Below are 25,777 nucleotides of genomic sequence, written 5' to 3' on the forward strand. Positions count from 1 at the left end.
TGATGAGCCAGCGACGCCCGTTCGGCGACGGGCCGCCGCCTGGAGCTCGGCGGCAAGTCCGCGGCGATCGTGCTCGACGACGCGGACCTGGACCTGGCGAAGATCGGCGAAGGACTGTTCGGGTCCACGCTGCTCAACAACGGCCAGACGTGTTTCCTCGGCACCCGCGTCCTGGCCCCGCGCAGCCGGTACGCCGAGGTCGTCGACGCCTTCACAGCCCTGGCCGGCTCCCTCACCATCGGTGACGCCGGTGATCCCACGACCCAGATCGGGCCGATGGCCACCGCCAGGCAGCGCGACCGGGTCGAGTCGTACATCGCCAAGGGGCGGGGCGAGGGCGCCCGGATCACGGTGGGCGGCGGGCGTCCCGCGGGGCTGGACCGGGGCTGGTTCGTCCAGCCGACCGTCTTCGCCGACGTCGACAACGGCTCGGTCATCGCCCAGGAGGAGATCTTCGGCCCTGTGTTGTCCCTCATCCCGTACGACGACGTCGACCACGCCGTCCGCATCGCCAACGACTCCGACTTCGGCCTCGGCGGCACGGTGTGGACCAGCGACCCCGAACGCGGCGCCGCCGTCGCCCACCGGGTCCGTACCGGCACCATCGGGGTCAACCGCTACATCCCCGACCCTGCGGCCCCCTTCGGCGGCGTCAAGGCCAGCGGCCTCGGCCGGGAGTTGGGACCGGAGGGACTGGCCGGCTACCAGCAGACGCAGACCGTTTACATGTGACGCCCCGCGCCGGCCGCCCGTCTGATCGCCGGCGGGCGGCCTCAAGCGAGGCGGATCAGCCGTACTCCGCTTTCCTCACCACCTCGAGGGTGGCGGCCAGCTCGGGTTCGGGCACGAAGTGGCCGAAGGTGTCGTTGGCGAAGAAGGAGACGCCCGCCACCGACGCGGCGTGCGCGGCGAGCACCTCCCGCTGGTAGAGATAGGTGCGCCGGTCGTCGAGGTAGGTGCGGTACCAGTACCAGGGGTCGACGAAGTCCAGCCCGAGCAGCGGCCGGGGGCCGCCGAGCGCGGCCTTGCTCAGCAGGTTGGGCACGATCTCGGTACGTTCGACCAGCACGGCGAACGTGCTGACCAGGATCGCGTCGAGCGACCGGTAGGCGGCGTCGGTCATCCCCCACGCCGACCGCTCCACGTCGGCCCGCCAGTAGGTGTCCATCCAGTACACCAGGCCCTCCCCCATGGCCTCGCGCAGCCGCAGGAAGAACCGCTCGATCCCGGCCGACCGCTCCGGCGTGAGCGGCGGCGCGTTGTCCGGGTGCCAGAACCCGACCAGGCCGAACTGGTTGCCGAGCATGACCCCGTCCAGCCCGAAGTCGGCGACGAACGCGGCCGTCTGGGCGGCGACGAAGTCCCCGGCCGGCAGTCCGCCCGGGATGCCGCCGGGGAAGGCGGCGTACGGACGAGAGTCGGCCGAGAGCGCGGCCGTGACGTCGATCACGCCCGGGACCAGGTGACCGCCGGCGTCGGCGGTGCCGGCGGCCACCTCCGGATGCCGTGCCGTCTTCCACTCGCTGCGGCAGAATTCCGGGCCCGGCTCCAGATACTCCAGCAGGTTCACCCGGAGCCCGCGCCGCTCGGCCTCCGCGCGGATGGCCGCGTAGATCCCGGCCAGCGTCCGGTAGTCCATCGGCTGCTCGGAGAGGACGAACATCGGGCCGGCGGAGTACGGGTTGGCCGAACGCTCACCGCCGTCGCGCACCCGGGCCAGCCAGTCCCGGTTGTGGGCTCTGGCGCCGGCGGCGAGCCCGCCAGGCGCGAGCGCGAAGCAGTTGTAGCGGGCCCAGTCGAAGCGGTCGTCCCAGGCCTGAGGACCGGCGTAGTTGAGCACGTGGTCGCCGTTGCCGGCGCAGAAGACAACCGTGACCGGCCGGTCCGCCAGCCACTCGGCGTGGTGGTCGAAAAACGCCTCCACGCCGGGCGCGGGGTCACGCAGGTCGTCGAATACCTTGGGCGTGATCCACAGGCACGCCTCCACCAGGCCCCCCGAATGACGCATGTCGGTCACTTGGCCTCGCCGAACGCCTTGTCCATGCGGCCGAGCAGCGTCGGCACGTCGACCGTTCCGTTGAACAGCTCCTGGATCGAGGTCAGGTGCTCCTGCTGGACCTTCGGGTTGGGCCAGCCCTGGTCCGGATAGAGCGTGGACTTCCCAGCCTTGACCGCGTCGAGCACCGGCTGCTGCAGCGCGTCGGCCTTGAAGGAGGGGCTGGAGAGGGCGGGGCTGCTGCCCGACTCGGTCGCGTACAGCGCCTGCCCTTCCGCCGAGGCGAGGAACTCCATGAACTTCTTGGCCAGGGCCGGGTTCTTGGCCTTGGCGTTGACGCCGTACACAATGCCGACCGACACCGGCAGGTACGTTCCGTCGGCGCTGTCAGTGGCGGGGAACGGGCTCATCGAGAACGTGGTGCCCTGCGGTGCGGAGTTGAGTGCCGACTGCACGGCGGACAGCACGTGCACGGCGCTCAGCGCCTTGCCCTGGCCGAGCAGCTGCATCTGCTCGTCGTAGCCGACGCCGTTGGGGCTGTCGTTGAAGCAGCCGGCGTCGCGCATCTCCAGGTACTTGTTCACCGCCTGCTTCCACTCCGAGTTCGCGAAGGTGGCCTTGCCGTCCTTCTGCTCCTGGGTGAAGCCGGGGTTGGGGCCGTAGACGAGAGAGGCGGTCAGCGCGTACGGCACCAGCTGGGTGACCCACGCGGACTTGAGGCCGAGCGCGAACGGCACAACGTCCTTGCCCTTGGCCGCTTTGCAGAACACCAGCACCTCCGGCCACGTCGCCGGCTTGCTCAGGCCGCTCTTGGCCAGCGCCTGGTCGTTCCAGATCGCGCCGATGGCGCCGATCGTCACGGGCACGGCCGTGATCTTGCCCGCCGGGTCGCTGGTGACGGCCTTGAGATCGGTGCTCAGGCCGCCTGCCCAGCTTTCGCCCGACAGGTCCATCAGCATGCCGTCGGCGCCCAGGTCCCGTACGGCCATGGTGTTGCCGCCGCCCGGCCACATGCGGAACACGTCCGGCGCCGTCCCCGAGGACAGCTGGGTACGCAGTTGCTGCTGGTAGGAGGCGTCGTCCTCGGTGAACGTCGTCTTCACCGTGACCCCGGGATTGGCCTTCTCGAACGCCTTCACCGCGGCCTCGGCCGGGCCCTGGCCCGCGGCGGCCAGTGTGAGCACCTGCCCGGACGACGGCGGGGCGCCGCCTCCCGAGGTGGAGCAGGCCGTGGCCGCGACGGCCAGACAGCATGCTGACGCGAACGTTTTAACCGACTTCATGGTGAGCCTCCGAATCAGGAGCGGGGGTGGTGTGAGTTAGCCTTTGAGGCCGCCGGCGAAGCCCTTGATGATGTGCTTCTGCAGCGCGAAGTAGACGACGAGGATCGGGATCACGCTGATCACCAGGCCGGCGAAGATGAGCGGCCACTGGGAGACGTACTGGCTGACGAAGCCGTAGATCGCCACGGGGGCGGTGGTGTTGTCGCTGCCGCCCAGGTACAGCAGCGGCGTGAAGAACTCGTTCCAGATGCCCACCGCGTTGAGGATCACCACCGTGCCGGTGACCGGGCGCAGCAGCGGGAACACCACGGTCACGAAGGAGCGCAGCGGCCCGCATCCGTCGAGCAGCGCGGCCTCCTCGTAGTCGAGCGGCAGCTCGCGCAGGAACATCGTGTAGAGGAACACGGAGAACGGCATCTGCTGCCCGACGTTGATCAGGATCACTGACCAGAGCGAGCCGAGCAGGTCGAGGTCGCGCATGGTGGCGTACAGCGGGAGCAGCGCGAGCTGGCCGGGGACGAGCAGGCCGCCGATGACGAAATAAAAGGTGTACCGCGACCAGCCGCGGGCCACGCGGGCGAGCGGGTAGGCGGCCATCGCCGCGAGGGCGATGATCAGGACGACGCTGACGCTCGTGATGAGGAAGCTGTTGGCCAGCGCCGCGCCGAGGCTGGCCTGGCTCCAGGCCGCGGCGTAGTTGTCGAAGGTGGGCGGGAACGCGAAGGCCAGCGCGCCCATCTGGCTGTCCGGCGGCTTCAGCGACACGTTGAGCAGGCCGACGAGCGGCACGAGGAACACCAGCGCGAGCAGGATCAGGCTCACTTCGCGGGTCAGCGTCCGCCAGGTGTAGCGCGCGTGCATCAGGAGACCTTCCTCTGCGTCAGGCGGAACTGCACGGCGGCCAGGACCGCGATGACCACGGTCATGACGACGGCCAGCGCGATCGAGAACGGGAAGTCGCCGAGTGAGAAGGCGCTCTTGTAGATCGCCGTCGAGATCGTCTCGGTCGCGGTGCCGGGCCCGCCGCCGGTCATGGCCATGACCTGGTCGAACTGCTTGAGCCCGCCGATCAGGCAGAGCATCACGTTGATCACAACCGCGCCGTTGAGCAGCGGCAGCACGACGCTGCGGAACTTGCTCCACGGGCCGGCCCCGTCGATCGTCGCCGCCTCCAGCACCTCGGCGGGGATCGCCTGTAGCCCGGCCAGGTAGATGACCATGGAGTAGCCGGCGAACTGCCAGACGATCTCCAGGACGATCGCGTACAGCGCGGTGTCCGGATCGCCGAGCCAGTCGTGCGCCAGCCCGCCCAGTCCCACGGCACGCAGCGCCTCGTTGATCGCCCCGTTGGGCGAGAGCAGGAAGCTCCACACGTACCCAGCCACCAGCGGCGTCAGCACCACCGGAGCGAAGAAGATCACCCGGAGCACGTAGCGGCTCTTGACCATGCTGTTCACGCCCAGGGCCAGCAGCAGGCCGACGACGTTCTGCACCGCCATGGCCACCGCCGCCAGGACCAGGGTGTTGACCAGCGCGTCCCGTGCGGTGCGGTCGGAGAAGACGGAGGCGTAGTTGTCCAGGCCGACGAACGACCAATCGGGGCGCAGGCCGTTCCAGTCGGTGAAGGAGAACACCGCGCCGCGGGAGCTGGGCACGACGACGAAGAAGAGGTAGATCGAGATCGCCGGCACGACGAACCACCACGGGGCGCGGACCCCGACCTTGCGGCGGGACGGTGTGCCCTGAGGAGGCTGGATGGCGGGTTCACGCACGTCAGGCGGTGTCGTCGTGGCATGCGGCAAAGCCACGTGAGACTCCTCTCGCAGATGCCGTGATCGCGTCCGTTGCGCAGAGGTGTCTGCGGGACGTGAGGAGGCGGGGGATCGCGGCCGTCATCCGGCCATTGCTTCAAGATCGTGAATCGATTCACGGCGTTTCGGGCAGATTACGTGCGCCGTCGAAGGCGTGTCAATGGCGTCACAGGCCTGGAGGGCGATTTCGTGAATCCATTCACGCATGCGCTAGGCTGACTGGCGCTGACGTACGCACTGAGGAGCCCGATGACCTCTGGACCCGCGCCGAAGAAGGCCGACGGTTCCGCCGCCACGGTCGGCGATGTCGCGGCACGCGCCGGGGTCTCACGGGCGACCGTGTCCTACACCTTCACCCAGCCGAACCGGGTCTCGCCCGACCTCCGGCAGCGTGTCCTCGCGGCGGCCGACGAGCTCGGCTACGTCGGCAACGACGCCGCGCGGCGGCTGCGCGTCGGCCACAGCCTGGCGCTGGGGCTGCTGGTCTCCAACATGAGCAACCCCGTCTACGCGGAGCTCGCGGCGGGTGCGGAGGCGGAGGCGGCGGCGCACGGTCGCTTCATCCTCGTCGCCAACAGCGACGAGAGCCCCGCACGTGAGCGCGCCTATCTCAACTTCTTCGAGTCCCAGCAGGTGAGCGGCATTCTCGCCGCTCCCGTCGGCGACGTCCCTGCGGAGTTGCTCGGACTGAGGGAGCGGGGCACGCCGTTCGTCCTCGTCGGCATGGCGCCCGGCCCGCACAGTTATCCGGCGATCTCCGGCGACAACGAGCGGGGCGGTTATCTCGCGGCGGCGCACCTGCTCGCCCAGGGCCGGCGCCGCCTGATCTTCATCGGCGGCGCGCACCCCCACGTCGACCTGCGACTGGCCGGGGCCCAGCGGGCGGTCGCGGAGTCTCCGGAGCCGGCCGCGCTGGAGATCATCCGCATCCAGGTCCAGACCGCGAAGGTCGGCGAGGCGGTCGCGCGCACGCTGTTGCGGCGCTCGGCGTCCGGCTTCCCCGACGGGATCGTCGCCGGCAACGACCTGCTCGCGCTGGGGCTGCTGCACGGGCTCATGGTGGGCGGGATCCGGGTTCCCGAGGATCTCTCGCTGGTCGGCTACGACGACATAGAGTTCGCCGATTTCGCGATCGTGCCGCTCACGACCATCCGCCACCCGTCAGCGGCGCTCGGGGCCAGTGCCGTCCGGATCCTGCTCGGGATGGAGAGCGAGCAGGACACGAAGGGGCGGTTCGAGCCCGAGCTCGTGGTCCGCGCGACGTCCCTCCCGGTCGCGGGAGACGACGATCACCCGGGAGCCCCTTCGTAACAGGCCGTTGACACGGCCGCAACGCCGTCACTACGCTCCCGCCCTGTCGAGTAGTCGTGAATCGATTCACGATCATGGTGTGGACGGTGGCGGTCCACAGCGAACCTGGAGGCACGATCATGAGATCGAAACGTTCCCACGCTCATAGCGGCCGCCGGATCGCCTCGGTGGCCGTCACCGCTAGCCTGGCGCTGACCCCGGCCGCCCCCGCTGCCGCGGTCGGCGCCGGGCCGCTGCCTGAAGTCGCCACCCTCGACCCGAGCGCCATCGACCTCGCCGACTTCACCGGCCTGGAACAGCAGATCGCGCCCTATCTCGCCAACCTGGCCAGGCTCGCCAACAGCGTCAACGACGACAGCGCCACGAACTACGGGTACATCACCTGCAACTGCTGGCGTACCGGCCAGGGGCCCAGCGACGCGCGGGTCATGGAGAACGTCCTCACGCTCGCCTACTTCTACACCGCCGACCGCCCGTGGAACCCGTACCACCGGGACGCGGCCCTGCGGGCCCGCTTCGAGGCGGGCCTGCGGTTCCTGCTCGGCACCCAGAACGCCGACGGATCGTTCCCGCAGGGCGGCGGCGACGTGCATTCGCGGGCCGCGACCGGCTTCGCGCTCGAACTGTACGCGATCATGCTGGAGCTCCTCGACGCCGACGGCACGCTGGATCCGGCGCTCGTCTCCTCCCTGACCGACGCCATGCGGCGGGCGAGCACATGGTTCCTGGAGAATGAGGAGGTCTGGGGCCCGCGCGGCGCACAGTTCGCCAACCAGGTCGCCGGCGGGCTGGTCGGCATCTCCCGTCTGCTGCGCCGCTTCGACGACCCTGCCTTACGCGCCCGGTTCGAGCAACGCCTCGCCGACCACGAGCGGATCTCGCAGAGCGAAGCCGGGTTCTTCCGCGATGGGACGGTCGCCCACCGCTACAGCCTCGAAGTGGAAGCGGAAGACCTCGCCGGATGGGCCGACCCCGCGACCCGGGCGACGATCGACCGGATGCAGACGCGTTACCTGGACTGGGCCCAGTACAACCTGCTCTACGATCAGCGGCTCGACGGCTACTTCATCAACACGGCCATCGACTCGCGACACCGCGGCTGGAACTACGCGAGCGAGCTGCCGATCGGCTCCAACAACCTCTGGGGCTCGGTGATCCCGCAGGCCCGCGCCTACTCTGCCACCCGGGAGGAGATGGACGAGCGTCGCTCGGCGTTCGCCGCGGCGGGGTGGCAGACCTCCGTCGCGCCGCTCATCGCCCCGACATGGGCCTACCTCGACCCGTCGATCATCCGCGACGTCGCGTTGCGGGAAGAGCACTATCCGACCGCGGCCGAGCGCCGGTCCGCCATCGGCACTCTCCGCCCGTACGCGGGCGCCCCGTACACCGAGCACCGCGCGGACACGGTCACCGGCCAGCAGTTCGTCTTCGCCAAGCGCCCCTCGTATGTCATCGGCATGGGCTTCGGCAAGCACGTCAACACCCAGTACGGGTTCTGGGACAACCAGCGCTTCGGGCTCAGCTACCTCTACGATCCGAAGCTCGGCGTCGTCGTCCAGGGGCAGAACGCCCCGCAGATCGGCGCTCCGCGTACCCGTCCGGTGGATGCGGAGCTGTCGTGGGGCACCGGCTGGACCGCGGCGGACGGTGTGCACTTCGACGCCTATGACCAGTCCGTCCCCACGTTCTTCCGTGACGGCTCCCCCGTCGATCCCGCGACGGTCGGCGGCCTCGACCCGCTGGAGATCCGCTACGCCGCGGCGGGCAGCCCTGTGTCCAAGTCCGTGACCCTCGGCGACCGGCTCCAGGTGCGGGTCGAGGCCGGTTCCGGCCAGTTCTTCGAACGCATCCCGCTGGTGCTGGAGAAAGGCGACACGCTGCAGTGGATCGGCGACGGCACGGTCGCCGCCCCCGGCTCCCCGGCCACGGCCGAGAACGCTACCGGGCTCGTCGTCAACCGCGACGGCCGGAGCGTGGAGATCCGCTGGACCGGCGCCGGCGCGGCGACGCTGTGGCCGTCGGCCTTCCCCGTCGCGGACGGGAACCGTACCCTGCAGGTCCTCGACCTCAAGGCCACGGGGCGGCTCGCCTACGACATCCGGATCGTCGACGACGCCTGCCCCGGCTCGGACGAGCGGGCGCAGGTGTTCATCGGCAACCGGGACACCGGCGTCGCCAACCCCGACGACGGCACCGGCTGCACGGTCGCCGACCACCTGCGGGCCGGCGAGCAATGGGAGAGCCACGCCGCCTTCGTGTCCCATGCCACGAAGACCGTCACGGCGCTCGCCCGCGAGGGCGTGCTGACCCGGCACGACGCCGCGCGCCTGGTGGTCGCCGCGGCCCGCTCCGACGTGGGCCGCGACCTCGTAACCGCCGCGCCGAGCCAGACGAGCGTCGTGGCCGGACAAGAGCTCGCGGTACGGATCTCCGGACGGAACATCGCCGCGGTGACGCTCTCGGGGTCGTGCCTCGCCGGCGACGCCGGCGCCTCGGGCCCCGGCGAGGTGAAGGTCGCCATCCGGGAGACGATGCTTCCCGGATCGTGCCGGATCACCGCCGAGACGCTGCATGACACGGGGACGACCGAGATCGACACCTTCGAGGTGCGGATCGTGCCGGACGCCCAGGGCGTGGTGTTCCGCGACAGCTTCTCATCAGCGGCGGCGACGTCCGAGGCATGGAGCGCCGTCGACGGCGTTTGGACCGTGACCGGTGGCGTCTACCGCCAGCAGGACACGACCCGCACGGGGTGGAAATCCGTCGTCGACGACCTGCAGATCGCCGATGGCTCGGTCGAGACGGGCGTCGACTTCCGGACGCTCGCGACGTCGACCGCCTTCGGCGGCATCCAGGTGCGGACGGCGAAGCCCGGCGATGCCTACACCCAGTCCGGATACATGGTGTATCTCCGCTCCAACGGCTCGGTCGATATCTTCCGCGCCGGCACGGGCGTCATCGCGACCGCGTCGGGGACGGCGGTCACCGGACCGACGACGCTCCGGGTGGAGCTACGCGGCGCCGAGATCCGCGCCTTCGTCGGCGCGGACCCGGCACCCCGCGTCACCGTCACCGACCCGAACCCGATCAACGGGCCCGGGTACGTGCAGCTCGTCACGGGCCGCGCGGCCGTCGACTTCGACAACGTCCGCGTGACCGCCCCACTCACGTGACCTCGACCGCCGAGACCGGGTGACGCGTCAGCGGGCGGTCACCGTGTATGTGCGGCCCGGGCTGGTCAGGCTGACCACCGCTACGGCAGCCCCCAGGCGGGGGCTGTCCCGTTCGCCGGAACGTCGCGTGGGCCGGACGGGCGCTGACCGCGACGCGTGACGACCGCCGTCTCGCCTCTGCGCAGCGGGATCTCGATCGTGTCCGTCCCCCGGTACGGCAAGAGCTTCCCCTGCTCGTCGCGGACCTCGAACGGACCCTCGATGCCGTGCCGCAGCCGCAAGGGCTCCCCCGCCTCGCTCCGCACCCTGACCCAGTCCGTACGCCCCGCACTCCGCGAGGCGTCCACCACGAACGCCCCCTGCGTGCGCAGCCGTTCGACCGAGACGTCGGCCCAGGTCGCGGAGACGGCGGGGAAGATCTTGACCACCCCACCGTGGCTCTGGGTCAGCATGTCGAGCATCGACTGGGCCGCGGCCAGCGGGCTCTCGATGGCGAAGTTGCTGCCCTCCCTGTACATGGTGTTGGGGGTGATGGCGCAGTTGTCCACAACGTTGCCGTCGATGAAGAACCGCAGGTAGGACAGCGCCTCCTCCGGGTTGCCGAACAACGTCTCCATGGAGGAGGCCGCCGCGAAGCTGTAGCCGTGCCACCGCTCGCGCATGCTCGTCCACTGGTCGAAGCTACGCCTGTCGAGCGACTCCTGCAGCGGGTAGATCCACAGCAGGTGCGAGTAGTGCCGGTGCGAGTCGGCCAGCGGCACGTTCGCCCCGATCATCACCCCTTGCTCGTTCCTGTGGTACGGCACGAGCCGCGCGAGGATCTCCCGCCACCGCGGCTTGAGCGGGTCGTCGATGCGCAGCCGCTCGGCGCTGTCGAGGAGGGTGCGGCAGCCCCAGCGGATGAGGGAGAGGTCGTAGGTGGCGTCGGAGGCGTTCGCGTACTCGGGCGAGCGCGTCTCGGGCAGGTGCAGCCGGCCGTCCGCTCCCTCGACGAGGAACCGCTCATAGTAGGTGATCGCCCCGGTAAGGATCGGGAACAGCACCTCGCGCAGCACCCGGTCGTCCATGTTGTGGCGGTACGCGAGCCAGACGTTGTGCATGCCCCACGTGAGGTTGCCGGTGTGGTCGTTCGGGCTCACGCCGGGCACGCCGACGTAACGCGGACCCGGCCGGAGCATGCGGTCGCCCGGATGGCACAGCGCGTACGACTTCCCGTCGCGGTAGGCCGGGTTGACGTTGAGCTCCAGGTTCTCGTGATATTTCCGGAAGGTCGTGGTCACCGCGTCCAGTTCCGGGTGGTTCGAGCCGTTGATCAGCGGATAGGCGACCTGGACGTTGAGGTTCCACCAGATGTTGGTCCAGCTGTTGCCCACCTCGGGGAACCACGGTCCCCACTCGGTCACCACCGGCGCTCCGTCCCTGGTGGCCGAGGCCATCTTGTAGAGCTGGATCCAGTAGAAGCGCTGCAGCAGCTTGTCCGGGACCGACACCAGGCTGCGCCGGTAGAAGCGTTGCCACCAGAGCCGGTGGACCAGGACCTGCGCCTCCGGGTTGCCGTCGAGGACCTGGCGCACGGCCCGCATCGCCTCCTCGACGCCCGTCGAGTCCGGGTACCCGTACGCGATGGTGGCCGCGAGCACCCGCTCGCTGCCGTTCCTGACCTCCCGCCAGGCCGTGGTGTAGCCGCCTCCGGCGTGCATGGGCTGCTCGACGTGCCCGTCGGCGACCGTCGGTTCGGGGTTGCCGGTGTAGTCCGGTGGGCGGCGGATCGTCCTGGTGGTGTGGGACGGCAGCGGCGTGAAGCCCCACGCCACCGCCTCCTCCCCCGGGGTCGGCGTCATGGACACCAGCAGCACGCTGCGGTGGTTGAGCACGAGCGCGCTGAACCGGACGCCGCCCTGTGTGGTCGTCACGGTCCCGGTCAGCTCTGCCCGCTCCAGGTCGAGCCGCCAGTCCACCGCCGTGATGGCCCCGGCGAAGGTCAGCGTCAGGTAGCCGATGGGCAGCCGCGAGTACCCGATCGCCGCCTCCCACTGGCCTCGCTGGTCCTGCACGAGCGAGTGGTTCAGCATGAAGCGCAGGACGTTCCCCTCGCCGCCCTTGTTGTAGAGGTACACGCCGAGGAACCCGTTGCCCAGGAACGGCCCGTTCTGCCAGCCGCTGGGGAGCCGCTTCCACACCATGGCGGCGTCCCGCAGCACGTCACCGTGCACGTCGTACGTGCCGCCCGCCGTGGCATGAGCCCAGGCGGCGGGAGAGGTCGTGACCACGGCGCAGGCACCGGCGCCGGCGACGAACGCGCGCCGGGTGATTCCGGTCATCGGGAGGGTCCTTCCAGGGAGAGGGCGAAGAGGTGAAGCTGGGGCCGGGTGAGAGCGGGCAAGGTCAGCGACCGCAGTTCCTTGGAGGAGTCGACGGTGACGGGCACGGCGAAGAGCGCGACCTTCGATGTGCTCGCTCCCGTCCGGCCGTGCCGGTGCGTGCAGCGCACCGCCTCGAACCCGCCCGCCGGCGGCTGTCCGGTCCAGTTCGGCACAGTGAACGGGGCCTGGCCCGTCGAGCCGTCCGCATAGGTGGCGGTCAGTGTCCCGGTCGCGTCGCCGAAGGTGGCCGACGCGAGCAGCCAGGCTCTGACGTAGCGGCCCGGCGGGACGGCGATGGCCTGCCCTTGAGCGGTCACGTTGTTCTTGGCGCCGTCGCCGTAGGCCGGGAAGGTGAAGGTCAACCCCTGCAGCGTGTACGGCCCCGCAGGCGGGAGCTCCTCACCCGGGTACGTGTAACCGGACCCGTCGTAGTCCCCGTCGGCCATGGACTCGTGGGCCGAGACGCCGTCGTTGTCGACATGCGATGACAGGTCGGCGGGGGTGGTGGGGCCGGGCGGCGGGATCGGCGGCAAACCCCAGGGTTCGCCGGGTACGGTGATCTTCACGGGCCCGATGGTGAAATCGCGGACCCCGTGCGCGGACACCAGCGCCTCCTCGTCCTTGCGCAGGTCCAGCTCGATGACGCCCTCGCCGACGTCCTTCCAGCGGGCGCCCAGCACGGCATATCGGCCGGCGATGCCGTGCCGGAGCCGGCACGGCTGCCCCGCGAGGCTGCGGACCCGTACCCACCGGGTCGCGCCGGCCTGCCGTACCGCTGAGACGAGGAACGCGCCTTCGGTGCGGAAGTCGTGCACGGTGACGTCGGCCCACTCACCGGGCACAGCCGGAAAGATCCGGATCAGTCCGCCCCAGCTCTGCACCAGCATGTCGTGCATCGACTGGGCGGCGGACAGCGGGGTCTCGATGACGGGCCCGCCGCCCTCCCGATACATGGTGTTGGGCCGGATGAAGCCCTGGCGCATGAGCTCGCGCAGGTAGTGCAGGCTGTCGTCGCCCTTGCCCTGCTGGGCGGCGATCGAGGCGGCGCCGGTGAAGCTGTAGCCCTGGAGCGCGCCGGTGAAGCCGATCCAGTGTTTCAGCGACTTCTCGATGAGGTCGCGTTTGTCCGGTTGCTCCCAGGTGATCTCGTAGAGAGGATAGATCTGCAGCAGGTGCGAGTAGTGCCGGTGCGACTTGGCGAACGGCACACCAGTGCCGATCATGTAGCCGTTCTCGTCCACCGGGTAGTCGACGAGCGTGTCGAGGACCTCCCGCCAGCGGCTCTCGAGCGGGTCGTCGATCTTCAGCGTGTCCGCCGACTCCAGCAGCGTCTTGCAGCCCCATCTGATGAGCGCGAGGTCGTAGGTGCAGTCGGGCGCGCCGCCGTACTCGGGAGAGAAGGTCGTCGGCAGGTGCAGCCTGCCGTCCGGGCCGGGGGTGAGGAAGTGCAGGTAGTAGTTGATCGAACGGCGCAGCAGCGGGAACAGGACGTCGCGGAGCACGTGGGTGTCCATGGTGTGCCGGTAGGACAACCAGACGTTGTGCAGGGCCCAGGTGAGGTTGCCGATCTCGGGCGCGCCCTGGCCGGGGATGCCGAGCCGAGCGCCGCGGGCGTACATGTCGGAGCTGCGCGAGACGCCGGCCGAGTCGGATCGGTACTGCTCCGGCACGTGGTCGATGAGCACCTGCCGGTTCTCGTCGAGCGTCCGGGTGAGCGCGTCGAGTTCGAGGTGGTTGGAGCCGTTGATCATCCAGTATTCGAGCTGGACGTTGAGGTTCCACCAGATGTTCGGCCAGCCGGTGGGCTGCAACCACGGGCCTGTGGTGGCCATGACGGGGGCGTGCTCGCGGGTGGCTGAGGCGATCTTGTAGAGCTGGATCCAGTAGAAGCTCTGCAGCCGCTGGTCCGGCAGCGAGATGAAGCTCTTGGGGTAGAACGTGTGCCACCAGTCGCGGTGTGTCTTCGCCAGCAGGCTGGGCGGGCGGCTCAGGGCGCTCTTGATCGTCTGTACGGCGGGCGCCTCGGCGGTCTCCTCCGGTTGGGAGTGGGCCACGGTGACGTACAGGCAGCGTTCGTCGTCGCGGGTGACCTCCTGGTAGGCGGTGACGTAGTGGCCGCCGACGAGTAAGGGCTGGACGCAGAGGTGGACGTCGCCGTCCTGCTTGAGCGTGCTGGGCGGGTTCGGCTGGTAGCTCGGGTCGGGGTTGGTGATCTGGCGGGGGCTGATCGAGGGCAGCGGAGTGAACGTCCAGGCCGTCTCCCGCTCGGCGGCGTCCGGCTTGACGCGGATCAGCATGACCTCGCGCTCGGCGTGCACGAAGGCGGTGAACGCGATGGTGCCGAGGTCTGTGGTGACGGTGCCCTTGAGCTCGGCGTTCCACAGGTCCAGGCGCCAGTCGACGGCGGTGATCGTGCCCTTGGGCTGGAGTGTCAGATAGCCGATGGGTAAGCGGCACAGGCCGTACTTGGCGTCGATGTCGGGGCGGTGGTCCTGGACCTCGCTGTGCTGGACGTCGAAGCGGATCCCGTTCTGGCCGTCGGGGACGTAGATGGTGGAGGCCAGCAGGCCGTTGCCGAGGAACGGGCCCTCGTGCCACTGACGCGGGAGGCGTGCCCACACCAGGTCCTGGTCGCGGAGAAACCTCGACCATGGGCCTTCATGCCGCATCTCATCGCGAATCGGCAGCAGACCGGTCCGCTCGAACAGCTCGGTGGTGGTGGACGCGGCGGCGGGCGATGCGGGAGCGAGTGCGGCTACAGCGCCTCCTAACGCCAGACCTCCGAGGAATGTACGCCGAGAGGCAGGATTTTCCGACATCGCTCCTCCGAGGGGCTGTCGTGATGGGGCGATACAACCGATGATTGAGAACATCTAATCGGACAGCCGTCTCTGTCAAGCCCCTTCTCACCGCTTGACTACGCTTGTGTGAACCGGCCGCGAACTAGGAAAACGTTGTCTGCATCGGCATGCCTATGCGAGGCCGGCAAAGCCCGCGAAACACCAGATTTATGCGGATGACATCTTGCATCGGGCGCCCGCCAGGTTCTAACTTCCGTAGAGACCGTTTTCTATCCGACTACTCCCCGTTCCCGCCGACCCGTGCCGCGCGTTCCCCCCTTACGGAGAGGTGTCCTCATGACCCGTAAGCAGCTGAAAGCCGCAGCTGTGACCATCCTCGCGACGTCCGTCACCCTGGCCGGCTGCGGCGGCGAGCAACCCGCCGCGCCCCAGAGCAAGGGACCGGTCACCATCACCTGGTGGTCCTGGGACGAGCCCAAGTTCCTCGACCCGATCGTCGAGAAGTTCAACGCCACCCACGACCACATCAAGCTCAAGGTGGTCAAGCAGGCCGACCTCCCGGGCACCGCGGCGAACCTGCGCAATGCCGTGGCCGCGAAGCAGGATGTGCCCTGCCTGGTCAAGAACTTCGGCGAGGTGCCGGGACTGGCCGGTGAAGGGCTGCTGGAGGACGTCACGGAGGAGTTCGCGCCGTACACTAAGAAGGGCCTGTACAACGAGGCGGCCTACGCCGGCGCCCAGGCCGGCGGCCGCTACTACGGTGTCCCGTCAGGCTTCGGCCCATCGTTCATGATCATCAACCGTGCCGTCTACGACAAGTACGGCATCGCGCCGCCCAAGACCTGGGACGAGCTGATCGCGGCGGGCAAGGAGCTGAAGAAGCACGGCATCTACGTGATGAACCTCGCCGGTGAGGACCCCTCCACGCTGGTCAACCTGACCCAGCAGGCCGGCGGCACCTGGTACAAGGTCGAGGGCAACACCTGGAAGGTGGACTTCCTGTCGCCCGAGTCGCTCAAGGCCGGTGAGATCATCCAGCAGCTGGTGGACAACGAGCTGGTGGCGAACCAGACCTACCAGGACCGGCCGGCGCTCATCGCCTACTTCGACTCCGGCAAGATGGTGTCCCTGCCCACCTCCACCTGGCAGCTTGGCAACTACGAGCTCAACTACAAGAAGTCGCTGGGCGACTGGCAGCCCATCGACCTTCCGCAGTTCGCCGACGCCCCCGAGTTCGTCACGAACGCGCACGGCAGCGCGATCCTGGTGCCGAAGGGCTGCCAGAGCGTGAAGGAGGCGGTCGAGGCGGCCGTCTGGATGACGACGAGCAAGGAAGCCGTCGACGCCAGCTACCAGGAGGACACCAAGCAGTACGCCTGGCCGGGCGCCATCCCCGACCCGAGCCCCTGGGTCGACTCCGCGGTGCCGGCGAAGTTGTTCGGCGAGCGCCGCGCCGAGGCCAAGGACGTCATCCTCAAGGCGGTCAAGGCCGCTCGTGACCCCTGGGTGGTCGGCCCCAACTACACCGGCGTCTTCACCGAGCTCCAGGACCAGTGGGCGCAGATCGTCACCAAGAAGATCACGGTGCGCGAGGCACTCGAGCACATGCAGAAGTTCACGGTCGACGACCTGAAGGCCAAGAACATCAATGTTCAGGGCTGACAGCATGTCCGCGCCCGCCGTCATGACCTGGCGGCGGGTCGCGGCGCTCAAGGGAGCCTCGTTCACCGTCCCGTTCTTCCTCGGGTTCGTGCTGTTCACGGCGGTGCCGATCGTCCTGGCCCTGCGGGAGAGCATGTACACGACCAAGAGCTCCGGGCTCGGGTTCGGCGAGAAGACCATCGAGTTCGTCGGGCTCGGCAATCTGCTGAAGGGCATGGGCGACGAGCGGTTCTGGGCCGGGATGGGGCGGGTGGCGCTGTTCGCGGCGATCAGCATCCCGCTCATCCAGGTCGCGAGCGTCGCCTTGGCGCTGCTGCTCGACGCCGCCACACGGCGGGTGGCCGCCCGGTTCCGGCTGGCGCTGCTGATCCCGTACATGATCCCGGGGATTGTGGCGACGCTCATCTGGATCTATCTCTACAGCCCCGACGTCGGGCCGCTGACGCCGTTCTTCGCGTTGTTCGGGGTGGACGCCGACTTCTACAGCGGCGAGCTCATCTGGGTGTCGATCGGCAACCTGATGGCGTGGGGCGGCATCGGGTTCAACATGCTCATCGTGTACGCCGCGTTGCAGGCCGTGCCTCGGGAGATCTTCGAGGGCGCCCGCGTGGACGGGGCTTCGGAGCTGCGGATCGCCTGGTCGATCAAGGTGCCGCTGATCCGGCGCTCGCTGGTGCTGACGACCGTGCTCAGCATCATCGGCACGCTGCAGATCTTCAGCGACCCGATGCTCTTCCGGTCGATGACGCCGGAGACCGTCACCCGCGACTTCACGCCGATCATGGGCATTTACGACTGGGCCTTCGCGCAGGGTGACTTCAACTACGCCGCCGCCCTGTCCATCATCCTGGCCCTCGTCGTCGGCCTGGCGTCGGCGATCTTCTACCGGTTCACGAACAAGGCGCCGACCTCATGACCACGACACTCGAACGCCGTACCGTCACCGGCTCCGCGCCGCGGCAGCCGGTGGCGCCGCACAGCAAACGTACGAAGGCCACGGTGTTGTTCGGGCTGATCGCCTTCACCGTTTACTCCGTGGCGCCCATGTGGTGGCTGATCGTGGCCGCGACGAAGGGGCAGAGCGACCTCTACACGACCAACGGCCTGTGGTTCGCCGAGTTCCGGCTGCTGGTCAACTTCAGGGAGCTGTTCACTTACCAGGACGGCATCTTCCTGACGTGGATGTGGAACACCGTGGTCTACAGCCTCGCCGGGACCGCGGGAATGACGCTGATCTGCGTCGCCTGCGGTTACGGCCTGGCGATGTACCGCTTCCGCGGCCGCGGCGTGATGATGGGCTGCATCATCGGCTCCTTCCTGGTGCCGCACGCACTGCTCACCATCCCGTCCTTCCTGCTCTACACGGACCTCCGGATGATCGATACGCCGTGGGCGATCATCGTGCCGAGCTTCTTCAGCGCCTTCTCGGTGTACCTGGCCAAGGTCTACGCCGAGGGCGCCATCCCGCACGAGTTGCTGGAAGCGGCCAGGATCGACGGGGCGGGCGAATACCGCATCTTCTTCGTCATCGGGGCGCGGCTGATGTCCACGGGCGCGGCGACGATCTTCCTGCTCGGCTTCGTGGGATCGTGGAACTCCTTCTTCGGCCCCCTGGTCTACCTGCGCAGCCAAGACAAGTGGACGGTCATGCTCGGCCTCTACTCGTGGCTCAAGGTCAAGGTGGACAACTCCACGGACCTGACCGGGCTCGTGGTGGTCGGCTCGATCGTCTCCCTGATCCCCATGGTGGTCCTGATGGTGTCCATGCAGCGCTACTGGCGCTCCGGCGTCACCTTGGGCAGCCTCAAATAGAGTGCTGTTAGAAAACGTTGTCTAGACTGCGGGATCATGACCAGGAGAGACGAGCACCGCCAGAACACGATCCGGGACGTCGCGGCGCGGGCCGGCGTGTCCGTCTCCACCGTGTCCAGGGTGATGGCCGGCGACTACCCGGTGGCCCAGGCCACCAAGCAGCGGGTGCAACGGGCCATCAAGGAGCTCAACTACGTCGCCAACACCCACGCCCGCGCGCTGGTGGCGGGCAGCACCCAGACGGTGGCGTTCATCGTCAACGACGTGCGCGGGCCCGCCTTCGCCGCCGCCGTGCACGGTGCCGAGCAGGAGGCCGCCCGCCGCGGACGGCTGTGCCTGGTGTGCACGACCGAGGGCGATCCCGAGCGGGAGCTGGCCGCCATCCACCTCATGCGCGAGCAGCGGGCGTCGGCCGTGATCCTCATCGGCGGGGCGGTCGACGAGCCTGCCTACCGCGCGCGCATGGCCGAGATCGCACGTTCGCTGGACACGGCGGGGTCGCGGCTGGTCCTGTGCGGCCGGCCGCCGATCGGCGCGGACATGCCGGTCACGGTCGTGGAGTACGACAACGAGGCCGGCGCCTACGCGGCGACCGCTCACCTGCTGTCCCGCGGGCATCGGCGGATCCTCTTCCTCGGCGGCGGGCCGCTGGGGTTCACCACGACCGCAGGCCGGCTCGCGGGATACCGGCGGGCGCTGGAGGACAATGGCGTGCCCGTCGACCCCGAGCTGATCGAGACGAAAGTGCAGTTCAGCCGGGCGTCCGGCTATGAGCACACGCGGAGGTGGCTGAGCTCGGGGCCGACGTTCACCGCGATCTTCGCCGAGACGGACGTCGTCGCGGGCGGCGCGATGGCCGCGATCTTCGAGTCGGGTCTGAGCGTGCCCGAGGACATCTCGCTCGTGGGCTACGACGACATACCGCTGGCGACGGACCTGCGGCCGCAGCTGACGACCGTGCGCGTGCCGTACGAGGAGCTGGGCCGCAGTGCCGTGCGCCTGGCGCTGGAGCTGAAGGAGGGGCGGGCGCGCAGCGGCTCGGAGCAGCACGCCGTGTTCGGCACCCACGTCGTGGTGCGCCAGTCCGTGGCCCAGTATGTGCCGGGGGCCGCCCGCGAAGGGGTCAGGCCCAGGCGGTGACGGCCGTGAAGGAGCTGTCGTCGCGGAATCCGCTCGTGCCGTCGTAGGGGTCCACCCAGAGCTCGTAGTTGCGGTGCCGCAGGTAGCGGCCGGGGTAGTTGCTCGACTCGAGACGCACCGAGCCGCTCGCGATGCCGGGTACGGCGTAGAAGGTGGCGTCGCTCTTGAAGGTGGCCGTCCCGTCGTCGGCGGCCAGGCGCACCCGGAAGTCGTAGTGGCGCAGGTATTGCCCGTTGGCGGCACGCAGGGAGTAGCCGTTCGGCGCGGCGAGCCCCGGCACGATGGTGAAGGTGGCGTCCTGCCGGGTCTGGGCGTCGCTGGAGGCACTTACCTCGTGCAGATAGCCGAGGTAGTTCTGGTGCCTGATGAAGCGGGCCGGGTAGTTGACCGACCGCAATGATCGGGTCGTCCCCGTTGGGAGAGTGGCGGTGCCGGCGGCCCTGGCGTGCGTGAGCGTGCCGAATCCGAGCTGGTCGAAGCCGCCGCTGGTGGTCCCGTAGTCGCCGCCGCCGCCCTCCGGCCGCACCTGGGCGACGAACGCGGCCGCGTACGGCATGGCCAGTCCGCGCCTGACCGCGTAGTGGTGATAAACCATCTCCCAGACGGGGCGCACGTGGCCGCGGCCCGCCGAGGAGATGACGGTGTGCGTCTGCTGGGCGCAGTTCTGGCCGGTGCCCCAGGTGTATGCGGTGAACGGGACGTCCTCACCCAGGTTGTACTTGGCGATGTACTCGCAGGCCTTCATGAACCGGTTGTCGGCGTAGCCGTACAGGTCGATGCCCTGGTTCCAGGCCATCTCGCAGAAGGCGCCCATCTGGCCGACGCCCATCACAGTGTGGCCCTGGTCGCGTCCGCTCTCCTGCCACTGCGCGAGCCCGCCGCTGTGCAGGAACGGGATGGCGTGCATGATCGAGCCGTTGCCGGCTCCGGTCTTGAAGTAGGTGACGGCCCGGTCGATGAGGTCCTGGCGGTCGCAGAGCACGCCGATGGCCAGGACCGAGTTCATATTGCAGAGATCCCAGTTGGCCCAGTAGTTGGTGATGCAGGCGTCGTTGTGATTGGTGAGGAACTGCTCGTTGAGCGGGTGGAAGACGTTGAGCATCATGCGCTGGAAGCGGGGCAGGTCGAAGCCGCTGTATCCGCGCATGATCTCGCCTACGTTGGCGAACTGGTAGCCGTAGATGCCCGCGGCCAGGAACCGGTCGGCGTTGCCTGTGACCGTGGTGAGCGTTCCCGACCAGGCATTGAGGATGTCGCGGGCCTTGTCGCCGTGCGCCGTGCTGCCGCTGATCTTCCAGCACAGCGCGTTCTGGTAGGCGGCGTGGATGTCGTTGTAGAGCTGGGGGTAGTTCTGGCCGTCGCCGCCCCGGATGATCGTCGCGGTGGGGCGGGGCGTCCAGGTGCTCTGGGAGTGTGCGTTGGCCATGAGCCGGTCCCAGCCCGCCTTCCACGGCTGGGCGCCGGCGTTGACCTGGGCGCGCATGCGGTCGAAGTCGGCCTGGGTGTGTAGCAGGCCGGGGTGGGTCGCGGCGGCGGCGGGCTCGGCGCGGGTGAGCAGGGCCGCGCCGGCGCCGGCGGCGAGCGCGGTGTTGAGCGCGGTCTTGAGTGCGGCACGGCGGCTGACGGGGGTGCGTGCGGACATGACCTCTCCTTAGGGCTGTGCTCCTCTTCCGGGGCTCCTCTTTCGGGGCTGCTCTTTCGGGCTGCTCTTTTGGGGCTGCTCTTTCGGGGTCGGAAGGGGCGGTACGGCCCGCACCGAGCGGCGCGGGCCGTACCGCGGGTTCACAGACTCGCGAGCGCGACGCGGAGCCGCTCGGCGGCGGCGTCGATCTGGTCCTGACCGGCCAGGTCTGAGCGGGCGTGCTCCAGCGCGGCGGTCAGCTCGGCGGTGCGCCGGCTCGGGTCGATGGCCTCGGCCTCCTCGATGAGCAGGTCGAGCAGGGTACGGTCGTCGGTCATGGACAGGAACTCGATCTCAGCCACGTTCGTGTTGCCGGACGGGAAGGCGACGCGCAGCCACGGGTAGGCGGCGGTCCGCGGGATCGGGACCGTGTACCACTGCGCGGCCGCGACCCCGCTCACCGTGTGCAGGTCGGTCCAGGTGGCGCCGCCGTCGGCGGATCCCCTGAACACGGCCCCGTTCAGCCGCGTGACGTGCGTGACCCGCGGGTGGTAGCGGAGGGCGTCCAGGGCCGCAGCCTTCGGCAGGCGCACGTCGATCCAGCCCGACGACGTGGTCGTGTCGGTGGCGGTGGTCAGGTCGCCGTCGAAGGCGCGCCAGCCGTTCTGCGCCTTGGTGCCGCCGCCTCCCCATGCCTCGGCGGACGCCTCCACCATGGAGGGCTCGACGGTGACCTTCTGGAGCAGCGTGCCGACCGGCACGAGTTGTTCGACGGCGGCGTAGATCCGGTCGATCAGCCCGTCCTCGTCGCCTCCTGCCTTAGCCTCGGCGATCGCCTTGGTCAGCATGTAGTAGCTGCCCTTGGTGTAGTCGGCCGCGGGCAGTTTCTCCGCCTCGGCGATCATCGCGGCGAGCGGCTCGGCCGTGGCCATCAGCAGGCCCGTGCCCGGCCGCTCGACGCCGTCGGCGCCGATGGTCGCGATCCGGTAGAAGCGTGTGCCGTGCCGCAGCGGCTCGTCGGTGAAGGAGAAGGCCAACGCGTTGGGCAGGACCGGACGCCAGGCGGCGGCCGCGCCGTCCTTGCGGTACACGGTGAATCTGGTGGCGGTGTCCGGCTTGCTCCAGTGCAGCGTCACCTGGTCCTTGACCCGCTCCACGCGGGCGTACAGGGTGCCGTCGCGGTCCGGCGAGAGCGTGACGTCGGTGAACGTGGCCGCCGTGGCCGCCACGACGCCGGCGTACACGCCTTCGGGGAAGGGGGTGAACAGTTCGGCCACGAACGCCCACGACCGGCCGTCCTTGCTCGCCCACGCCCGCACGATGTGGGCGTCGGCGTCCCGTACGAGCTTGACGAACGGGTACTCGGCGGCGGTGTAGCCCTGGACGTTCGCGTTGATCGGGCTGCGCCGGTCGTCCTGCCAGTCGTGGCGGGAGTCGCGGGAGCGGTTCTGCAGGACAAGCCTGCCGGTGGCGTCCGCCCCGAAGTAGATGTAGCGGGCGTCGGCCCTGAGCATGACGCCGCTGGCCGGGCCCTGTGCTTGTTCGATTCTGGCGCTGATCGATCCGCTGCCGGTGAGCACCCTGTTGGAGAACAGCAGGGTGTCCTGGATGTCGCGCTTATCCAGGTAGTAGTCGTCGCCTTCGCCGAGGCCCTTGCCGTTGCCGCCGGTGAGCTCGACGCGTTGCCTGCTCGCCTTGACGTCGCCGATGATCTCGCCGATGCGGTCCATCGGCTCGGCAGGCGGCTCGACGGCCTGCGACGCCCACCCTTCGCCGTGCCGGTTGACCCCGGTCACGGTGTAGGCGCCCTGTCTTTCAGCCGTGAACGTCGTGCCGGGGACGCCGGTGGCGATCACCTTGCCGTCGCGCCTGATCGTGTAGGACTCGGCGCCGGCGGCCGGCTTCCAGGTGAGGGTGACGCCGTCGCGGTCGCGGAGTGCCTGCACGAAGTCCACGTGGTGCGGCCTGGGCCGCTCGGCCGTGGCGTCGCCCAGCTTCAGCACCATCGCGGTCTCGGGCGGCACGCTCACCGAGCCCTTGGCCACCTGCCTGCCCGAGACCAGGTCCAGGGCGTCGCCGGGCACGTCCAGGGAGAACGACCGCTCGTTCCCGTAGACGTCGCGGGTGGTGTTGAACGCGAACAGGTAGCTTCCGTAACGGGCGGTCAGGAAGTCGGCGTAACCGGAGTAGGGGGTGTCGAACTCGTAGTTCTCCCGCCGCACGGTGCCGACGCCCGGCTGGTGGGCGGCGGGCAGGATCTCGCCGGCCAGTGCCTGGGGCAGGCCGCCGTCACCCTTCTGCTGGTCCTCCATGAAGTCGACGTCGATGTTGTCCATCCGCAGGTTGTAGTCGCGGAAGGTGAACCGGGTGTCCGTGGCGATCTGCACGATGGCGTGGTGGTCCTTGGCCAGGACGTGGAGCCGCCCGTTCCCGGCGACGCCGCGCTGCCGTTCGAACAGCGAGCCGAAGATCCTGGTGTCGCCGTCGCGGAGGGAGACGAACATGTTGTCCACGTCCGCGAAGGCGAACCGCTCGTAGGCGGCCGGATCGACGCCGAGCGCGGCGAGTTGCTCCGGCGTGTACAGGGTGAAGTCCGTCTGCGGGAGCACGGCCCCAGCCGCCGGCCTGGCGCGCAGGTAGGCGTAGGTCTCGGGCAGCCACAGGTCGTACTTGCGCTTGGCCTCCACGGAGGAGAACGTGTTGAAGTACTGGTTGTCGGCGAGCTGCTGCTGGAGGAACCCGGCCGCCTCGTTCGCGTAGCGCCGGTACGGCTCCCATGCCGGGCCCGCGTACTTTTCGTTGTGCTCGGCCATGTGCTTGTCGAGCGCGACGTACTCCATCGTCCGGCCCTCGGTGTTGCGCAGCGCGTAGGCCGGCCAGCCCGGGTAACTGGCGTTGCGTTCGTCGACGACCATCTCGGCCAGAGCGACGCGCTTGCCGTCCGCGTCGACGCCGGTGTAGCGGGTGAAGCCGCGCGCGTGCAGGTTCTTCAGCGCCAGCTTGAGAATCTCGTCGTTGACCTTCTCGTCGCCCTTGTGCCCCCACGTGCGGAAGAACCACTCCGGCAGGTAGTTGGTGGCCTCGCCGTAGTTGGCGACGAAGGTGTTCTCCCTGGTCAAGCCGGCTTTCGTGAGGCCGGTGTAGTGCTTGCCGTACGGCAGGCGGCGCACCACCTCGCCGTCCGCGTCCAGCTTCGACTTGGCCAGGCCCTTGCCGACGACCTGCGCGAAGTCGTCGGTGAAGCGGGCGGTCTGGTCGTGGTAGAAGAGCGAGTGGTAGAGGTCCAGATCCTTGCCGTCGGGCCCCACCAGCACCTCTTCACCGAGGAAGGGCTCGGCGCCGAGCGACTCCAGCAGGATGCGGTGGCTCCTGGCCTTGCCCTCGTAGAACCGCGACCCGATCACCCGCAGGCCCTCGTGCGCCTCCCATGCGCCCTCGTAGGTGTACATGACCTGGTTGAAGATGTAGGACAGGCGTGCTCGGGCGAAGTCGAAGTTGGCCTTCAGCACCCGCTCGTACGCCTCCCGCCGGGACAACTCGCCGCCGTCCCAGTCCACGCCCTTGAGCGAGGACGGCCCGTCCTGCGTGCCGGTGACGAACGGCTCGTCCAGGAACGCCGCGAACTCCTCCGTGCCGTAGACCTCGGGGATCAGGTTCTCCACGATGTACAGGGCTTCGCCGAGCGCCCCGTAGTAGCCGCCCCAGTCGCCCTGGTGGCCGCCCCTCAGCAGCAGCCGGGTGTTGGCGTAGTAGTCCTTCACGTGGTTGTCGACGGCCTTGAACAGCCGCCGCAGCGCCGCCTTCTTGAGCTCGGGCGTGTTCGCCGGCACCCACGGCTCCAGCAGCGCGGAGGCGTAGAACCGCAGGTCCTCCTGGTAGCGGACGATCGACAACTTGGCGCCGGGGGAGGCGTCGAGTTGGGCGCTGTACTGGTTGAACAGGGCGATCTGGCTCTGCCGGTAGCGGTCGACCATCGCCTGCTTCTCGGCGTCGGACGGGCCTGGCGCGGGCGTCGTGTCCGGAGTGACCGGTCCCTGCTTCTCACCGGAGACGTCCAGGGACGCGGTGGTGTGCGTGTAGGCCTTGTAGTAGCCGCGGGAGTCGGCGGTCACGGGCTGGCTGAACCCGGCGTCATAGGTCCTGACGGTCATCTCCGCCACCCGCCGGCCACGCGTGTGCTCCAGCGGCAACATGATCGTGTTGTAGTAGAACCGGCCGGGCAGCGGCCTGCTCGAGCCGAGGTTGATCGCTTCGTAGTCGCCGGAGCGGCGGTAGCCGATCTGCTCGCCGTTGATGTAGGCGATCGTCTTGTAGGGCGAGACGTCGCTCCCCCAGAACTTCAGCGTGAAGTAGTTCTGCGCGACGGGGTCGACCGCCACCCTGAACCGCAGCTCGGCTCCCTTGACGCTCGCCGGGTCGGTCGGCTTGGCGACCCTGGCCGGCTCTCCCAGCGCCCCGTCCACTATTGCGGTGGACGCCGCCTGCAGCGCGTGCGCGGTCTCGGATGCGGTGTCGCCGAACGTGACCACGTCCACGTATCCGGCGGGCAAGGTGGTGTCCGCCGTCGCGGGGGCTGTGGCGAGAAAGGGCAGCAGCAGGATCGTGGCGAGCAGGCCGCGTAACGGGTGCCGTATGTGCATGGGGGGTGCCTTCACGGGAGGGATAGAAAACGTTCTCCTGGGAGAGTAGGCACGAGTTAGCCAACCGACAAGAAGCCGTTACCTAGGCGTTACATGGGCGAGCGGTGCGCGAGGGCATGTTTCCGCTGCTGGACGCCCAAGTCTGTGGCCTGCGGGATCGCTCC

At 69.0% G+C, this 25,777-nt stretch carries 15 protein-coding genes; 7 read left to right on the forward strand and 8 right to left on the reverse strand.

Annotated features, from left to right (window positions below):
* The first annotated feature begins 39 nt into the window (after positions 1 to 39).
* Positions 40 to 732, forward strand: a complete 693-nt coding sequence (locus ACTWPT_RS49280; RefSeq protein ID WP_443184534.1) for an aldehyde dehydrogenase family protein — start codon at positions 40 to 42, stop codon at positions 730 to 732.
* 55 nt (positions 733 to 787) lie between these two features.
* Here ACTWPT_RS49280 and ACTWPT_RS49285 read toward each other — a convergent pair whose 3' ends face one another.
* The 4 genes from ACTWPT_RS49285 to ACTWPT_RS49300 are packed head-to-tail and all read right to left on the reverse strand — an operon-like array spanning position 788 to position 5,087.
* Positions 788 to 2,008, reverse strand: a complete 1,221-nt coding sequence (locus ACTWPT_RS49285) for a hypothetical protein (protein ID WP_443184480.1) — start codon at positions 2,006 to 2,008, stop codon at positions 788 to 790.
* A 5-nt stretch (positions 2,009 to 2,013) separates the two neighbouring features.
* A complete protein-coding gene (locus ACTWPT_RS49290; RefSeq protein WP_443184481.1) occupies positions 2,014 to 3,279 on the reverse strand; it encodes an ABC transporter substrate-binding protein in 1,266 nt (421 codons plus the stop codon).
* Positions 3,280 to 3,315: 36 nt separating this feature from the next.
* Entirely contained in the window at positions 3,316 to 4,140 is an 825-nt protein-coding gene (locus ACTWPT_RS49295; RefSeq protein ID WP_443184482.1) for a carbohydrate ABC transporter permease, read from the reverse strand.
* Entirely contained in the window at positions 4,140 to 5,087 is a 948-nt protein-coding gene (locus tag ACTWPT_RS49300) for a carbohydrate ABC transporter permease (protein ID WP_443184483.1), read from the reverse strand. The genes ACTWPT_RS49295 and ACTWPT_RS49300 overlap by 1 nt, the downstream gene beginning before the upstream one ends.
* A gap of 252 nt (positions 5,088 to 5,339) precedes the next feature.
* Here ACTWPT_RS49300 and ACTWPT_RS49305 point away from each other — a divergent pair, with 252 nt between their 5' ends.
* Together ACTWPT_RS49305 and ACTWPT_RS49310 are read left to right on the forward strand one after the other, a co-directional pair.
* Positions 5,340 to 6,401, forward strand: coding sequence for a LacI family DNA-binding transcriptional regulator (locus ACTWPT_RS49305; RefSeq protein ID WP_443184484.1), 1,062 nt, complete (start codon positions 5,340 to 5,342; stop codon positions 6,399 to 6,401).
* 119 nt (positions 6,402 to 6,520) lie between these two features.
* Positions 6,521 to 9,574, forward strand: coding sequence for a hypothetical protein (locus tag ACTWPT_RS49310; protein WP_443184485.1), 3,054 nt, complete (start codon positions 6,521 to 6,523; stop codon positions 9,572 to 9,574).
* 80 nt (positions 9,575 to 9,654) lie between these two features.
* Here the strand turns inward: ACTWPT_RS49310 and ACTWPT_RS49315 are convergent, their stop codons facing one another.
* Together ACTWPT_RS49315 and ACTWPT_RS49320 are read right to left on the reverse strand one after the other, a co-directional pair.
* Positions 9,655 to 11,895 carry a glycosyl hydrolase family 95 catalytic domain-containing protein gene (locus ACTWPT_RS49315; RefSeq protein ID WP_443184486.1) on the reverse strand — a complete coding sequence of 747 codons (2,241 nt, stop codon included), beginning with the start codon at positions 11,893 to 11,895 and terminating at the stop codon, positions 9,655 to 9,657.
* Positions 11,892 to 14,756: a glycosyl hydrolase family 95 catalytic domain-containing protein gene (locus tag ACTWPT_RS49320; RefSeq protein WP_443184487.1), complete on the reverse strand. Its 2,865-nt coding sequence runs from the start codon at positions 14,754 to 14,756 to the stop codon at positions 11,892 to 11,894. The genes ACTWPT_RS49315 and ACTWPT_RS49320 overlap by 4 nt, the downstream gene beginning before the upstream one ends.
* 318 nt (positions 14,757 to 15,074) lie before the next feature.
* On the opposite strand from ACTWPT_RS49320, the gene ACTWPT_RS49325 reads away from it, so the two are divergent.
* Genes ACTWPT_RS49325 through ACTWPT_RS49340 form a run of 4 tightly spaced genes read left to right on the forward strand, consistent with a single transcriptional unit; the run spans position 15,075 to position 19,352 of the window.
* Positions 15,075 to 16,400: an ABC transporter substrate-binding protein gene (locus tag ACTWPT_RS49325; protein WP_443184488.1), complete on the forward strand. Its 1,326-nt coding sequence runs from the start codon at positions 15,075 to 15,077 to the stop codon at positions 16,398 to 16,400.
* A gap of 4 nt (positions 16,401 to 16,404) precedes the next feature.
* Positions 16,405 to 17,316: a carbohydrate ABC transporter permease gene (locus ACTWPT_RS49330; RefSeq protein ID WP_443184489.1), complete on the forward strand. Its 912-nt coding sequence runs from the start codon at positions 16,405 to 16,407 to the stop codon at positions 17,314 to 17,316.
* Positions 17,313 to 18,212, forward strand: coding sequence for a carbohydrate ABC transporter permease (locus tag ACTWPT_RS49335; RefSeq protein WP_443184490.1), 900 nt, complete (start codon positions 17,313 to 17,315; stop codon positions 18,210 to 18,212). The genes ACTWPT_RS49330 and ACTWPT_RS49335 overlap by 4 nt, the downstream gene beginning before the upstream one ends.
* Before the next feature lie 36 nt (positions 18,213 to 18,248).
* Positions 18,249 to 19,352 (forward strand): LacI family DNA-binding transcriptional regulator, encoded by a 1,104-nt coding sequence (locus ACTWPT_RS49340; RefSeq protein ID WP_443184491.1) that lies wholly within the window; start codon positions 18,249 to 18,251, stop codon positions 19,350 to 19,352.
* Here the strand turns inward: ACTWPT_RS49340 and ACTWPT_RS49345 are convergent.
* Both ACTWPT_RS49345 and ACTWPT_RS49350 read right to left on the reverse strand, forming a co-directional pair.
* Complete coding sequence (locus ACTWPT_RS49345; protein WP_443184492.1) at positions 19,336 to 20,994, reverse strand: AbfB domain-containing protein; 1,659 nt, start codon at positions 20,992 to 20,994, stop codon at positions 19,336 to 19,338. The two genes, ACTWPT_RS49340 and ACTWPT_RS49345, sit on opposite strands and share 17 nt — an antisense overlap.
* Before the next feature lie 140 nt (positions 20,995 to 21,134).
* Positions 21,135 to 25,613, reverse strand: a complete 4,479-nt coding sequence (locus tag ACTWPT_RS49350; protein ID WP_443184493.1) for a hypothetical protein — start codon at positions 25,611 to 25,613, stop codon at positions 21,135 to 21,137.
* Positions 25,614 to 25,777 lie beyond the last annotated feature (164 nt).

The organism is Nonomuraea sp. 3N208 (assembly GCF_052245935.1).
Lineage (GTDB): Bacteria > Actinomycetota > Actinomycetes > Streptosporangiales > Streptosporangiaceae > Nonomuraea.